At 67.7% G+C, this 13,638-nt stretch carries 18 protein-coding genes; 16 read left to right on the plus strand and 2 right to left on the minus strand.

The window, feature by feature from the left end:
* The first annotated feature begins 59 nt into the window (after window positions 1–59).
* Genes lepB through G0Q01_RS21425 form a run of 5 tightly spaced genes read left to right on the plus strand, consistent with a single transcriptional unit; the run spans window position 60 to window position 3,742 of the window.
* Entirely contained in the window at window positions 60–893 is an 834-nt protein-coding gene (lepB, locus tag G0Q01_RS21405; RefSeq protein WP_108964385.1) for a signal peptidase I, read from the plus strand.
* Window positions 890–1,576, plus strand: a complete 687-nt coding sequence (gene rnc, locus G0Q01_RS21410) for a ribonuclease III (protein WP_164213847.1) — start codon at window positions 890–892, stop codon at window positions 1,574–1,576. The genes lepB and rnc overlap by 4 nt, the downstream gene beginning before the upstream one ends.
* Entirely contained in the window at window positions 1,569–2,495 is a 927-nt protein-coding gene (locus tag G0Q01_RS21415) for a DMT family transporter (protein WP_235940309.1), read from the plus strand. Before rnc ends, G0Q01_RS21415 begins: the two co-directional genes overlap by 8 nt.
* Window positions 2,496–2,508: 13 nt before the next feature.
* Complete coding sequence (era, locus tag G0Q01_RS21420) at window positions 2,509–3,417, plus strand: GTPase Era (protein WP_164197627.1); 909 nt, start codon at window positions 2,509–2,511, stop codon at window positions 3,415–3,417.
* On the plus strand, window positions 3,410–3,742 hold the full coding sequence (locus G0Q01_RS21425) for a DUF1491 family protein (RefSeq protein WP_164197628.1): 333 nt from the start codon (window positions 3,410–3,412) through the stop codon (window positions 3,740–3,742). The genes era and G0Q01_RS21425 overlap by 8 nt, the downstream gene beginning before the upstream one ends.
* Here G0Q01_RS21425 and G0Q01_RS21430 read toward each other — a convergent pair.
* On the minus strand, window positions 3,687–4,328 hold the full coding sequence (locus G0Q01_RS21430) for a Pr6Pr family membrane protein (protein ID WP_235940311.1): 642 nt from the start codon (window positions 4,326–4,328) through the stop codon (window positions 3,687–3,689). The genes G0Q01_RS21425 and G0Q01_RS21430 overlap by 56 nt on opposite strands.
* Window positions 4,329–4,534: 206 nt before the next feature.
* Here G0Q01_RS21430 and recO point away from each other — a divergent pair, with 206 nt between their 5' ends.
* The 5 genes from recO to G0Q01_RS21455 all read left to right on the plus strand — a co-directional run bounded on the left by recO (window position 4,535) and on the right by G0Q01_RS21455 (window position 7,548).
* Complete coding sequence (gene recO, locus G0Q01_RS21435; RefSeq protein WP_164197630.1) at window positions 4,535–5,263, plus strand: DNA repair protein RecO; 729 nt, start codon at window positions 4,535–4,537, stop codon at window positions 5,261–5,263.
* 55 nt (window positions 5,264–5,318) lie between these two features.
* Complete coding sequence (gene pgsA, locus G0Q01_RS21440) at window positions 5,319–5,984, plus strand: CDP-diacylglycerol--glycerol-3-phosphate 3-phosphatidyltransferase (RefSeq protein ID WP_164197631.1); 666 nt, start codon at window positions 5,319–5,321, stop codon at window positions 5,982–5,984.
* Window positions 5,984–6,229, plus strand: a complete 246-nt coding sequence (moaD, locus tag G0Q01_RS21445; protein WP_095884164.1) for a molybdopterin converting factor subunit 1 — start codon at window positions 5,984–5,986, stop codon at window positions 6,227–6,229. Before pgsA ends, moaD begins: the two co-directional genes overlap by 1 nt.
* 4 nt (window positions 6,230–6,233) lie before the next feature.
* Window positions 6,234–6,680 (plus strand): molybdenum cofactor biosynthesis protein MoaE, encoded by a 447-nt coding sequence (locus tag G0Q01_RS21450; protein ID WP_164213848.1) that lies wholly within the window; start codon window positions 6,234–6,236, stop codon window positions 6,678–6,680.
* A 97-nt stretch (window positions 6,681–6,777) separates the two neighbouring features.
* Entirely contained in the window at window positions 6,778–7,548 is a 771-nt protein-coding gene (locus G0Q01_RS21455; RefSeq protein ID WP_164197633.1) for a FadR/GntR family transcriptional regulator, read from the plus strand.
* 92 nt (window positions 7,549–7,640) lie between these two features.
* Here G0Q01_RS21455 and G0Q01_RS21460 read toward each other — a convergent pair whose 3' ends face one another.
* A complete protein-coding gene (locus G0Q01_RS21460; protein ID WP_164197634.1) occupies window positions 7,641–8,015 on the minus strand; it encodes a rhodanese-like domain-containing protein in 375 nt (124 codons plus the stop codon).
* A 157-nt stretch (window positions 8,016–8,172) separates the two neighbouring features.
* On the opposite strand from G0Q01_RS21460, the gene G0Q01_RS21465 reads away from it, so the two are divergent.
* The 6 genes from G0Q01_RS21465 (at window position 8,173) to G0Q01_RS21490 (ending at window position 13,632) form a co-directional block, all read left to right on the plus strand.
* Window positions 8,173–9,228 carry a bifunctional transcriptional activator/DNA repair enzyme AdaA gene (locus tag G0Q01_RS21465; RefSeq protein ID WP_164197635.1) on the plus strand — a complete coding sequence of 352 codons (1,056 nt, stop codon included), beginning with the start codon at window positions 8,173–8,175 and terminating at the stop codon, window positions 9,226–9,228.
* Between the two features lie 39 nt (window positions 9,229–9,267).
* Window positions 9,268–9,618, plus strand: a complete 351-nt coding sequence (locus tag G0Q01_RS21470) for a YigZ family protein (protein ID WP_164197636.1) — start codon at window positions 9,268–9,270, stop codon at window positions 9,616–9,618.
* Window positions 9,615–9,977, plus strand: a complete 363-nt coding sequence (locus G0Q01_RS21475; RefSeq protein ID WP_164197637.1) for a DUF4186 domain-containing protein — start codon at window positions 9,615–9,617, stop codon at window positions 9,975–9,977. The genes G0Q01_RS21470 and G0Q01_RS21475 overlap by 4 nt, the downstream gene beginning before the upstream one ends.
* Window positions 9,974–10,450, plus strand: a complete 477-nt coding sequence (locus G0Q01_RS21480) for an aminoacyl-tRNA deacylase (RefSeq protein WP_164197638.1) — start codon at window positions 9,974–9,976, stop codon at window positions 10,448–10,450. The genes G0Q01_RS21475 and G0Q01_RS21480 overlap by 4 nt, the downstream gene beginning before the upstream one ends.
* Window positions 10,451–10,513: 63 nt before the next feature.
* A complete protein-coding gene (mutL, locus tag G0Q01_RS21485) occupies window positions 10,514–12,496 on the plus strand; it encodes a DNA mismatch repair endonuclease MutL (RefSeq protein WP_164197639.1) in 1,983 nt (660 codons plus the stop codon).
* Entirely contained in the window at window positions 12,493–13,632 is a 1,140-nt protein-coding gene (locus G0Q01_RS21490) for a DNA recombination protein RmuC (protein ID WP_164197640.1), read from the plus strand. Before mutL ends, G0Q01_RS21490 begins: the two co-directional genes overlap by 4 nt.
* Window positions 13,633–13,638: the final 6 nt, after the last annotated feature.

The following is a 13,638-nucleotide window of genomic DNA, read 5'->3' on the forward strand; positions in this document are numbered from 1 at the left end:
CCGCCCCCGCCCATGAAGCCTAGGAACCGAGGCACATCGAGGCACAGGGGCGGGTTTTCATGGCAAAAGAAGAGAAATCGGGCGGGATCTGGGAAACCGTCAAGACGGTGTTCTGGGCGCTGGTCATCGCGGGCGTCTTCCGCACGCTGTTCTTCCAGCCCTTCTGGATTCCCTCGGGCTCGATGAAGGACACGCTGCTGATCGGCGACTTCCTCTTCGTCAACAAGATGACCTACGGCTATTCCTATGCCTCCTGCCCGTCGATCCGCCTGAACTCCTTCGGCATCGACATCGACGCCAAGGATATCTGCGGCTTTCTCGACGGCGACAACACCCGGCTCTTCGGCTCTGAACCCGAGCGCGGCGACGTGGTGGTCTTCCGTCACCCGGTCAACGGCACGGACTTCATCAAGCGGGTGATCGGCCTGCCGGGCGACCAGATCCAAGTCAAGCAGGGGCTGCTCCACATCAACGGCACCCCGGTCGAGGTCGAGGCCAATGGCACCTTCACCGAGACTGCCGAACCGCAGGGGCCACAGGGGCTGCGCCCGCGCTGCGAGAACGGCCCCGTGGGCACCGGCGGCGTCTGCGAGAAATCGCGCTGGACCGAAACGCTGCCGAACGGCGTGAAGCATGATATCCTCAACATCGCCATGCAGGGGTCGGACAACACGCCGATCTACACCGTTCCCGAGGGTCACTTCTTCATGATGGGCGACAACCGCGACAACTCCGCCGACAGCCGTGTGCCCAACGCCGCGGGAGGCGTCGGCTTCGTGCCCTTCGAGAATATCATCGGCAAGGCAACCCGGGTGATGTTCTCCTCGTCCGGCCGGTCGATGCTGTTCTTCTGGACCTGGCGGTCGGATCGGTTCTTCCACAAGATCACATGAAGCGTTCTGCAGAAATAGAAGCACTGGAGCAGCGGCTGGGGCATCGGTTCGACCGGCCCGAGCTGCTGCGGCGCGCGCTGACCCATTCGTCGATGTCCGGCCCCGGCCGCGAGGACAACCAGCGGCTCGAATTCCTCGGTGATCGCGTGCTCGGCCTCGTCATGGCCGAGGCGCTGCTGTCCGAGGACCGCAAGGCCAGCGAGGGTCAGCTCGCGCCGCGCTTCAACGCGCTGGTGCGCAAGGAAGCCTGCGCCGAGGTCGCGCGCGAGGTCGACATCGGCGCCGCGCTGAAGCTCGGCCGCTCCGAGATGATGTCGGGTGGCCGGCGCAAGCAGGCGCTGCTTGGCGATGCCATGGAGGCGGTGATCGCGGCGGTCTACCTCGATGGTGGCTTCGAGGTGGCGCAGAACATGATCCTGCGGCTCTGGGGCGCGCGTGTCTCGACCGTCGAGCAGGACGCGCGCGATCCCAAGACCTCGCTGCAGGAATGGGCGCAGGCGCGCGGCATGACCCCGCCCGCCTACGTCGAGACCGCCCGCTCCGGCCCCGACCACGCGCCTGTCTTCACCATCGAGGTGCGGCTCGCCTCCGGCCAGAAAGCCGAGGCCACCGCCGGCTCGAAACGCAAGGCCGAGCAGGAGGCCGCCGCGTCGCTGCTGGCACAAGTCTCCGAAAATGGCTGACACCGCCGCGCCGCGGATGAGCGCGAACGCGACCGGCGCCGGCTTCATGGTGCTGGCGATGACGCTTTTCGCCATCGAGGACGCGCTGTTCAAATCCGTCGCCCCCGGCCTGCCACCGGGCGAGGCAACGCTGATCTTCGGCCTGACCGGCGTCACGCTCTACACCCTGATGACCCTGCGCGCAGGAGAGGCGGTGCTGCACCCGGCAATGCTGCGCCCCAGCCTGCTGCTGCGCACGCTCTTCGAGATCATGGGACGGCTCTTCTTCGCGCTGTCGCTGGCCTACACGCCGCTGTCCGTGACATCTTCGATCCTGCAGGCGGCGCCCTTGGTGGTCACCGCCGGGGCAGCGCTGCTGCTGGGCGAGAAGGTCGGCCCGCGCCGCTGGGCCGCCATGGCGGTGGGCTTCATCGGTGTGCTGCTGATCGTGCGCCCGACGCCAGAGGCGTTCCGGCTCGACGCGCTGCTGTCGATCGCGGCGATGTTCGGCTTTGCCATGCGCGACCTTTTCACCCGGGCCGCACCGCCCGCGGTCTCGGCGAAGCAGCTTGGCATCCTCGGCTTCGCCGTGGTCACCCTCGCGGGCCTCTTGCTGCTGCCCTTCGATCCCGCGCCGCCGCGCCTTCCGCAGGGCTCCGAGCTGCTGCGCCTGCTGGCCACCGGACTTGTCGGGGTCTGCGCCTATACCGCGCTCACCCGCGCCATGCGCAGCGGCGAGGTCTCGGTGGTCGCCCCCTTCCGCTACTCGCGGCTGCTAGTGGCGCTGGTCTTCGCCTATCTTCTTTTCGGCGAGCGCCCGGATCTCTGGACCCTTGCAGGAGCGCTGCTGATTGTCGTGTCGGGATGCTATACGCTGATCCGCAGCGGCCGCTCTGGCCCCGCGCCGCAAAAGCCTGTAAGGGCCACGGATCGTCAGTAACGGGAACGCCCCAATGACCACACGTGCCGGATTCATCGCCCTCATCGGCGAGCCCAACGCGGGCAAGTCGACGCTCACCAACCGCATGGTGGGCGCCAAGGTGTCGATCGTCACCCACAAGGTGCAGACCACCCGCACCCGCATCCGCGGCGTGGCCATGGAGGGCGAGAGCCAGCTGGTCTTCGTCGACACGCCCGGTCTGTTCCAGCCGCGCCGCCGGCTCGACCGCGCCATGGTCGCGGCGGCCTGGGGCGGGGCCTCGGATGCCGACATCATCGTGCTGCTGATCGAGGCGCACCGCGGCATGACCGATGGCGTGAAGCGCATCCTGGATGGGCTGCGGGACCTGCCGCGCGGCCGCAAGGTGGCGCTGGCGATCAACAAGATCGACCGGGTCAAGGCCGAGGACCTGCTGGCGCTGACCCAGAAGATGAACGAGGCCTACGCCTTCGCCGAAACCTTCATGATCTCGGCCGAGCGCGGCCATGGCGTCGACGCGCTGCGCAAGTGGCTGGCGGAACAGGTGCCCGAGAGCCCCTGGCTCTACCCCGAGGACCAGATCGCCGACCTGCCGATGCGCATGATCGCCGCCGAGATGACCCGCGAGAAGCTGACGCTTCGCCTGCACCAGGAACTGCCCTACCAGCTGACGGTCGAAACCGAGCAGTGGGAAGAGCGCGAGGACGGCTCGGCCCGCATCGACCAGATCATCTACGTCACCCGGGACGGCCACAAGGGCATCGTGCTCGGCAAGAAGGGCGAGACGATCAAGTCAGTCAGCCAGGCCTCGCGCGCCGAGCTCGAGGAATTCCTCGGCCGCAAGGTGCACCTCTTCCTGCAGGTGAAGGTCCGCGAGAACTGGCTGGAAGAGGCCGAGCGCTATTCCGAGATGGGCCTCGAGTTCAAGGACGGCAATGCCTGAGCCTCGGCTCGCCACCCACGTCTGGGTCGGCGCCTACCTGCGGCGGCTCTCGCTCCTGGACATCCCCGCCTATGTGACCGCCCATGGCGACGACACCGCCGGGGCGGTGATCGTCAAGCTCGCGACGCTCGACGGCAAGGCCGTGGCCTTCAGCCGCGAATGGGATTTGATGACCGGCGCCCGCCGGTGGGCCACGCTCGCCGAGGGGCCGGAACACGAGGTTGACGCGCGCGTCTCGAAGCAACGCGACTTCGACCCCGATCTCTGGGTCATTGAGCTTGAGGACCGTCAGGGGCGCCATCTGCTGGACGAGATGGACGGCTGAGCAGCCGTCCCAGCATCACCACCCCCAGACCGCCGAGCCAAAAGCTCACGCCCAGCGCCACGCACCAAAGGCCGACGCCGGACCAGCCGATCTCATGCGGGTCGATGAAGAAATACGGGTGACTCCCGTCGAGCTCGCCACGGATCAGCGCGTAGCTGACATAGATCAGCGGCCAGAGCAGCCACCAGAGCGCGTGCCGCGGCATCAGCCCGTCCTTCGGCGCCAGCGCCAGCCACCAGAGCCCGACGGCGATCGGCACGAAGGTGTGCACCGCCATGTCCGACCACCAGCGGATCCCGTCCAGCGGCCGCGCCAGCAGACCGTGGTAGACGATGGCGACGATGAGGATCCACAGAGCGACCGCGGCCAACCACCACGGCGGGCTCCGGTGCCCCGCCGCGATGCCGGCGAAGGTCACCGCGACCATCAGGTTGGTCAGGATGGTGAAGTAGCGCCCCAGCCGCCAGAGCTCTTGCCAGACCTCGTGATCCGGCCTGCGCACGAGCCCCACGTAGACCTGCAACCACAGTGCCCCCAAGGCGAGCAGGGCAATCAGCAGGGCGGTGAAGCGGTGAGTCTGGGTCATGGCATCTCCCGGGCCGACCATCCTACTTCAGGACGACGTTTATTGCGAGGCCAAGCAATGGGCGGCTCACACGGCGGTGTCCGCGTGCGAGCAGGCCGCCCCCCACCACCGGTCCATGCAATCGGCAGGCGGCCATGGAAGGCTCTGTGCCAACGCCCCCGCCCGCGCCCCTTGCCCCCACCCTCGCAAACTCCGAAAGTGCGCGCATGGAATGGCGCGACACCGGCATCCTTCTGACCTCGCGCAGGCACGGCGAAAGCTCGGCTATCCTCGAGGTCTTCACCCCCGGGCACGGGCGGCACATGGGCGTGCTGCGCGGCGGTGCCTCGCGCCGTGTCGCCCCCTTGCTGCAGCCAGGCGCGCAGCTCGACCTGACCTGGAAGGCGCGGCTCGAAGACCACATGGGCAGCTTCACCGCCGAGCCGCAGCGCTCGCGGGCCGCCAATGCGCTGGCGGACCGGCTGTCGCTGGCGGGGCTCAACGCGGTCTGTGCCCTGCTCGCCTTCTCGCTGCCCGAGCGCGAGGCGCACCCCAGGCTCTACGCCCGCACCGAGGCGCTGCTCGACCTGCTGCCCGAGCGTGAGCTCTGGCCCCTCGCCTATCTCCGCTGGGAAATGGCGCTGCTCGACGAGATGGGCTTCGGGCTCGATCTCTCGGCCTGCGCGGTGCGCGGCACCAACGAGGAGCTTTGTTTCGTCTCGCCGCGCACCGGCCGTGCCGTCTCGCGCCAAGCCGCAGGGGAATGGGCCGACCGGCTGCTGCCCCTGCCCGACATTCTGAAGGGCGAAGGCCCCGGCGGCGATGGCGAGATCCTCGAGGCGCTGCGCACGACGGGACACTTTCTCGAGCGCCACATGGCGCCCGCGCTGCGCGACAGGCCCCTGCCGCAGGCCCGCGCCGCCTATGTCGAGAGATTTCGTCGCAGCACCGTGTGAGCTCTCCCGCGTGAGGCGTCTTTCCCCTCCTGAAAAAGCGCGCTACGTAAGTCGCATGCGCTGGAACCTGCCAAATATCCTCACCGCCCTCCGCCTGATCGCCGCACCCGGCGTGGCGGTGATGTTCCTGTACTTCTCGCGGCCGCTCGCCGACTGGTTCGCGCTGCTGCTCTTCGTCGGGGCCGCCGTCACCGACTGGTTCGACGGCTACCTTGCCCGCCTCTGGGGACAGGAAAGCAAGATCGGCGCCATGCTCGATCCCATCGCAGACAAGGCGATGGTGGTGATCGCGCTGATGGTGATCGTCGGCTATTCGTCGATGTCACCCTGGCTGGTGCTGCCCGCCACGATGATTCTCTTCCGCGAGGTGTTCGTCTCGGGGCTGCGCGAGTATCTCGGCGACACCGCGGGCACGCTCAAGGTGACCAAGCTGGCGAAGTGGAAAACCACCTTCCAGATGATCGCCATCGCCACGCTCTTTTCACAGGGCGTCTTCGAGCATTACCTTGCTCTCAGCGTCGAGGCGCTGGACCGGCAGACCGTGGCCCAGGCGCTCGACAGCGGCGGCGCCGATCCGCACGGGCTGCGCTGGCAAGAGACCGGGATGATCTGGACCGGGCACCTTGGCCTGACGCTGCTGTGGATCGCCGCCGCGCTGACACTGATCACCGGCTGGGACTACTTCGTGAAGGCCCTGCCGTTCCTGAAGGACGAGAAGTGATGGATCTGCTCTATTTCGCCTGGGTGCGCGAGCGCATCGGCCTGCCGAAGGAGCGCTACGAGACCGAAGCCGCCACGGTCAACGATCTTATTGAGGAGTTGCGTGGCCGCGAGGAGCGCTATGCCATGGCCTTCTCCGATCTTTCGGCCCTGCGCGTGGCCTTGGACCAGGAACTCTCCGAGTTCGACGCACCGCTTGCCGGCGTGCGCGAAGTCGCCTTTTTCCCGCCGATGACCGGGGGCTGAGACCATGTCGATCCGGGTGGTCGTGCAGGAAGAACCCTTCGACTTCGGTGCCGAGGCCGACACCTTCGCCGCGGGCCGCACCGACATGGGCGCCGTGGTGACCTTTACCGGCGTGGTGCGCGACGTCTCGGGCACGCTTGAGACGATGGAAATCGAGCACTACCCCGGCATGACCCAGAAGGCGCTCGAGGCGATCGCCGCCGAGGCCGAGGCACGCTGGGATCTCGGCGAGGTTCTGGTGATCCACCGCTACGGCCGCATGGGTCCGGGCGAGCGCATCATGATGGTCGCCACAGCCTCAAAGCATCGCGGCCATGCCTTCGAGGCCGCCGAGTACCTGATGGACTACCTCAAGTCCCGAGCGCCCTTCTGGAAGAAGGAAAGCGGCAGCGGCGGCACCTCCTGGGTGGCCGCCAAGGACGAGGACGAGGACGCGCTGTCGCGCTGGTGAGCGCCTCTTGCTATGCACCACTGTCCTCTTGTCGCGCTTGAGCCACGGCACGCGTGGTCATATGATATGACCAATTCCCGCCTGTCAGGACCCATTCATGCCCTTCCGCCCCGTGCAGTCCGAGAAACTATCCAGCGCCGTGGTGCGGCAGATCGAAGAGCTGATCCTGCGCGGCATCCTGCGACCGGGCGAGCGCCTTCCTGCCGAGCGCGAGCTGTCGGAACGGCTGGGCGTGTCGCGCCCAAGCCTGCGCGAGGCGGTGGCAGACCTGCAGGACCGCGGCCTCTTGGAGACCCGGGCCGGGGCCGGTATCTTCGTCACCGAGGTACTCGGATCGGCATTTTCCGACGCATTGATCCAGCTCTTTTCCAAACATGACGAAGCTGTGTTTGACTACCTCAGCTTCCGCCGGGACATGGAGGGTCTGGCGGCGGAGCGCGCGGCGCTGCAGGGGACGCCCTCGGATCTGAAGGTCATCGAGGCGCTCTTCGCAAAGATGGAAGCGGCGCATATGAAGCGCAACCCGGCCGAGGAAGCGCGGCTCGACGCCGACTTCCACCTCGCGATCATCGAGGCCAGCCACAACGTCATCATGCTGCACATGATGCGCTCGATGTATCAGCTGCTGCGCGAGGGAGTCTTCTACAACCGCTCGATCATGTTCAAGCAGCGCACCACCCGCGAGGCCCTGCTCGAGCAACACCGCGCCATCAACGCCGCGCTCCAGGCGCGCGACCCGGCGGGCGCAAAGGCGGCGGTGCAGGCGCACCTCGGCTACGTCGAGGCGGCGCTGATCGCCGACCGCAAGGCCGAGCGCGACGAGGACGTGGCCCGGCAGCGCTTCGACCGGGTGACCGGGCGGGGCTGAGGCACGCAAGGTGGCGCTGCCCCTCTTGGCCTGCGGCCAATTCACCCCCCAGCGTATTTTGACAGAGAAGAAGGCCCGGGGACGGAGACCGCTCAACTGATCGGGGTCGGAGCGCCGGTGGCCATGTTGGTGCCGATGTAGGGCTTGTGGCTGCCCTTCCACGCGCCGAAGCCGCCCTCCATATGCGCGACTCGCGCGAGACCGGCAGCGATGGCAGCGCGGGCGACCCGCTCGGAACGCGCGCCCGAACCGCAGTGGAAGACGATCCGCTTCTCGCCCTGCCCCGGCAGCTTCTCGGGCTTGAAGAAGGCCATGGGCATCAGCAGCGCGCCCTCGATGTGCTCGAACATGTATTCCTGCGGCGTGCGCACGTCGATCAGCACGATCTCGTTGCGATCAAAGGCCTCGGCGACCTCGTCGACGGACCACGTCTCCAGCAGGGCGGCGCCCACTTCCTCGGTCTTCATCGTTCGGCTCCTTTCATATATCGAAATTGCGATCTTTTATCACATGTGGGCTCGCCCGCCGCCTTGGCAAGAGCGGCGCGGCACTGCGCCGCCGGGAATGTGAATAGCCGCCCGATTTCCGGCGGCATGCCACACGCGGATCGGCTAGAGTCGGACCATGCTGTTTGCCCTTCCTGACCCCGACAAGCTCTACCGGGCGCTGCTCGACCGCGACCCGTCCTACGATGGCCGGGCCTTTGTCTGCGTCGCCTCGACCGGCATCTTCTGCCGGCTGACCTGCCCGGCGCGCAAACCGCTGCGCGCGAACTGCACCTTCCACGAGACCGTGGGGGAGTGCATCGCCGCCGGTTTCCGCCCGTGCAAGCGTTGCCATCCGCTGAACCCCATGGCCCAGAGCGACCCGGTGATCGCGCGGTTGCTGGACGCGCTGGAGGCGCGCCCCGCCTTCCGCTGGTCCGAGCCGGATCTCGTCGCGATGGGACTCGATCCCTCGACCGTGCGGCGCGCTTTCAAGCGGCAGTTCGGCATGACTTTCCTCGAAATGGCCCGGCAGCGGCGGCTGCGCGAGGGATTCACCGCGCTGGCCTCGGGCGCGCCGGTGATCGAGGCGCAGCTCGATGCGGGCTTCGAGAGCGCCTCAGCCTTCCGCGCGGGATTTGCCCGGGCGCTCGGCGTGGCGCCGGGGGCCTTGAAAGCCGATGCACTCCTGCGGGCGGACTGGATCGCCACGCCGCTCGGCGACATGGTCTCGGTCTGCTCGAAGAGCCACCTGCACCTGCTGGAGTTCATGGACCGCAAGGCGCTGCCACGCGAGCTCGAAAAGCTGCGCAAGGGCGCGGGCGGCGAGATCGGGGTCGGAAGGTTCGCGCCGTCCGATCAGATCCGCGCGGAGCTGGCGCGCTTCTTTGCCGGGGAGAGCGCGCAGTTCGACACGCCGCTGGCGCTGCATGGCTCGGAGTTCACCACCGCGGTCTGGCGCGCCCTGCGCGAGATCCCGGCGGGCGAGACGCGCAGCTACGGCGCTCTGGCGCAGGCGCTGGGGCGGCCCTCTGCGGTGCGGGCGGTGGCGCAGGCCAATGGTGCCAACCAGATCGCGCTGGTAATCCCCTGCCACCGGGTGATCGGTGCGGACGGGTCGCTCACCGGCTACGGCGGCGGGCTCTGGCGCAAGCAGCGGCTCTTGGAAATCGAGCGGGGCCATCTCGGGGGCTGAAGGCTTGCGCGCTGGCGCGGCGCGGCTTACCCCTCTGGCATGCGCATTCTCGAGAATATCATCAGCGACCGCGGCTCGAAATACGCGGTCTCGGGCGGACCTTGCACTTCGGAGCAAGAGGCCAAGGCCTTTCTCAAGGAGCTCAAGCGCAACAAAAGATTCGCCAAGGCAACGCACAACACCTGGGGCCTTCTGACCGACGAGGCGCCGATCAAGAACGACGATGGCGAGAGCGGCGCGGGAATGGTGATCCTGCGGATGCTGGAGCGCGAGGAGGTGCGCAACCACATCATCGTGGTGACCCGCTGGTACGGCGGCAAGCACCTTGGCGGCGACCGCTTCCGCCACGTTCAGGACGCCGTACGCACCTATCTCAAGAGCATGGAATGACAGCTCTGGATCAGCTGTTCGAGCGGCTGGCCCGCTCCAAGTTTCGCAGCCGATTCCGGCTTGGACCGAAGGAACGGGACTATGCCAACGCCAAGGGCCGCGCGGTGATCCTGTCGCATGCGCGGGATTTCATCTCCGAGCGGCTCGCCCCGGCAGAGCCGAGAAACGACGGCAAGCAGACACCCATGCGGGGCCACCCGGTTTTCGTCGCGCAGCACGCCACGGCGACCTGCTGCCGGGGCTGCCTTGCGAAGTGGCACGGGCTGGCGGCGGGGCGCGCTCTGAGCGACGACGAGCAAGCGCAAGTGGTAGCGGTCATCCTCACCTGGATCGACCGGCAGATGGGATATCGGGCATGAGCAAGGGCACACCGGCCACGCAGGCGCTGACGCGCGCCAAGGTGAGGTTCGAGCTGCTGGAGTATGACTACGTCTCCGGGCAGGCGCAGATCGGGCTGCATGCGGCCGAGCAGATCGGCTGGCCGCCGGAACAGGTGCTGAAGACGCTGATGGTCGAGGTCGATGGCAAGCCCTGCTGCGCCGCCATCCCCTCGGGCGCCACGCTGTCGATGAAGCGCGTCGCCAGCGCCTTCGGCGGCAAGTCGGCGCAGATGATGGACCCGGCCAAGGCCGAGCGGCTCACAGGCATGCACACCGGGGGAATCAGCCCCTTCGGTCAGAAGAAGCGCGTGCCCACGGTCTTCGAGGCGGCGGCGATGGCGGCCGAGCAAGTCGTGCTCAACGGCGGCAGGCGCGGATTGATGGTGGTGGTCACCCCACGGGACGCGCTAGAGGTTTCCGGCGGCAGGGCGGCCCCGCTGGCTGCGGACTGACCGCGCTGCGCTGCTTGGCGCTATCCGTTCCAGAATCGCGAAATCCCTGCTAGGTATGGTGGCATGAACACCCACAGCCCCAATATGCGTCCCGTCATCCGGCAGCTCGACGAGGCGGCCATCAACCGCATCGCCGCCGGCGAGGTGGTCGAGCGCCCGGCCTCGGCGGTCAAGGAACTGGTGGAAAACGCCATCGACGCCGGGGCGACTCGCGTCACGGTGGAAATCGCCGACGGCGGCAAGACGCTGATCCGGGTGAGCGACGACGGCTGCGGCATGGGGCCGGACGAGCTGCCGCTGGCGCTGTCGCGCCATGCCACTTCGAAGATCGACGGCTCGGATCTTCTGAACATCCACAGCTTCGGCTTCCGCGGCGAGGCGCTGCCCTCGCTGGGCGCCGTCGGGCGACTGAGCATCCAGAGCCGCGTCGCCGGGCAGGACGGAGCAGAGATCGCAGTCTCGGGCGGGCAGATGGGCGCGGTGAAGCCGGCAGCGCTGAACCCCGGCACCGTGGTCGCCCTGCGCGATCTCTTCTTCGCCACCCCGGCGCGGCTAAAGTTCCTGCGCACCGACCGCGCCGAGATGATGTCGATCTCGGACGTGATGAAGCGGCTCGCCATGGCCGAGCCTTCGGTGGGCTTCACCCTGCGCGACGTCTCGCAGGGCAAGGACCGGGTGAGCTTCCGCGCCGACGCCGTCTCGGGCGATCTCTTTGACGCGCTCCGGGGCCGGCTGGCGCAGGTGCTGGGCGCCGAGTTCACCGACAATGCGCTGGCCATCGACGCCGAGCGTGACGGCTTCCGCCTGACCGGCTACGCGGCTCTGCCGACCTATTCGCGCGGCTCTTCGGTGGCGCAGCATCTCTTCGTCAATGGCCGCCCGGTGCAGGACAAGCTGCTCTTCGGCGCGCTGCGCGGGGCCTATGCCGATTACCTCAGCCGCGACCGGCATCCGGCGGTGGCACTGTTTGTCGACTGCGACCCGCATCTCGTCGACGTGAACGTGCACCCGGCCAAATCCGAGGTGCGGTTCCGCGAGCCGGGCATCGTGCGCGGGCTGATCGTCTCAGCCTTGCGCCACGCGCTTGCCGACGCTGGGCACCGCGCCTCGAGCACCGTGGCCGCCGACACGCTGGCGGCCCTGCGCCCCGAGTTTCCGCGGCAGCTCGACACCGGGCAAGTCCCGCTGCACCAGCAACCCTCGCGCGACAGCACCTTCGGCGCCTACGGCGGCGGCGCGCCGCTCGGCGCGGCCCCGGCGGCAGCGCCCCACGCCCGCGTCTACCAGATGGACCGCCCCTCGGCGGGCGCGCGCAGCGCCGCCTATGCCGCGCAGGCGCCCGACCCCAATTTTGTCCCGGCGCCGCCGCGCGTCCCTCCGGCGCAGACGCAGGGCTTCGCCGAGATGCAGGGCAGCTGGTCGGGCCGGGTGGTCGAGGACGCTCCGGTCGAACCGGAGGCCGCACAGCTGCCGCTTGGCGCGGCGCGGGGCCAAGTGCACGAAAACTACATCATCGCGCAGACCGAGACCGGCATCGTGATCGTCGACCAGCACGCGGCGCACGAGCGGCTGGTCTATGAAAAGCTGAAACGCCAGATGGCCGAGCGCGGAGTCGCGGCGCAGGCGCTTCTGATCCCCGAGATCGTCGAGTTGTCGCAGGACGACCTGTCGCGAATCCTCGACATCTCCGACGACCTTGGCCGTATGGGCCTGTCGGTCGAGCCCTTCGGCGGCTCGGCGCTGGCGGTGCGCGAGACCCCGGCAATCCTCGGCGAGGTCAACGCCGAGGCGCTGATCAAGGACATCCTCGACGAGCTCTCGGACTACGGCAGCTCGCAGCTTGTGCAGGAGAAGCTCGAAGCGATCCTGAGCCGCGTCGCCTGCCACGGCTCGATCCGCTCGGGTCGCCGGATGCGCGCCGAGGAAATGAACGCGCTCCTGCGCGAGATGGAGGCGACGCCCCACTCCGGCCAGTGCAACCATGGCCGCCCCACCTACGTGGAGCTGAAGCTTTCGGATATCGAGAGGCTCTTCGGCCGCACATGATCGAGATCGCCGGGCAGACCATCGGCTTCGACGACCCGCGCCTCTGGGCCGCCGCGGGTGCAGCCGTGCTCGCGCTTCTGATGATCCTCGCGATCCGCGCCTCGAACCGCGCCGCAAGGCTCGGCTACCCGCTCAGCCAGCTCTCGCAGCGGGTGCAGGCGCTCTCCGAGGGGCAGGAACGGCTCGCCGGCGGGCTGCACCACGTCTCCGAGGCCCAGGTGAAAAGCCAGAATGCCATGCTGCAGCTAATGGAAAAGCGGTTGGCGCAGGTGCAGCAGAACATGTCCGAGAACCTGCACGGCACCGCGCGCCGCACCGCCCATTCGCTGGGCCAGTTGCAGGAGCGTCTGAAGACCATCGACGAAGCGCAGGAGAACATCACGAGGCTCTCGGGCGACGTGCTGTCGCTGCAGGACATCCTGTCGAACAAGCAGACCCGCGGCGCCTTTGGGGAAATCCAGCTCAACGACATCGTCTCGAAAGCGCTTCCGCCCGACAGCTATAAGATGCAGGCGACGCTTTCGAACGGGCGCCGCGCCGATTGCCTGATCAAGCTGCCCGAGCCTCCGGGCCATATCGTCATCGACGCCAAGTTCCCGCTTGAGGCCTACGAGATGTTGCGCCGCGCCGAGACGCCCGAGGGCAAGCAGCGCGCCTCCCAGGCCTTCCGCATCTCGGTGCGCAAGCACCTTCGCGACATTTCGGACCGCTACATCCTCGACGGCGAGACCGCCGACAGCGCGCTCATGTTCCTGCCCTCCGAAGCGGTCTACGCCGAGTTGCACGCCAGCTTTCCCGAGGTGGTGCGCGAGGGCTTTTCGCTGCGGGTCTGGATTGTCTCGCCGACCACCTGCATGGCGACGCTGAACACCCTGCGCGCGGTGCTCAAGGATGCCCGCATGCGCGAACAGGCCGGGGCGATTCGCCGCGAACTTGGCCTGCTGCACCAGGACATCGAGCGCCTTGAAGGCCGGGTCGAGAACCTTGACCGTCATTTCGGCATGGCCGCTCGGGACCTTTCGGAAATCCGCATCAGCGCCGAGAAAGCGGGCCGACGTGCTCAAAAACTCGACAATTTTGATTTTGAAGATCTGGCGCCCGAGGGGCGTATCGTGCCATTGCCACGGCAGACCTGACTTTTC

This window comes from Salipiger sp. PrR007, assembly GCF_010499845.1.
Taxonomy (GTDB): Bacteria; Pseudomonadota; Alphaproteobacteria; order Rhodobacterales; family Rhodobacteraceae; genus Salipiger; species Salipiger pacificus_A.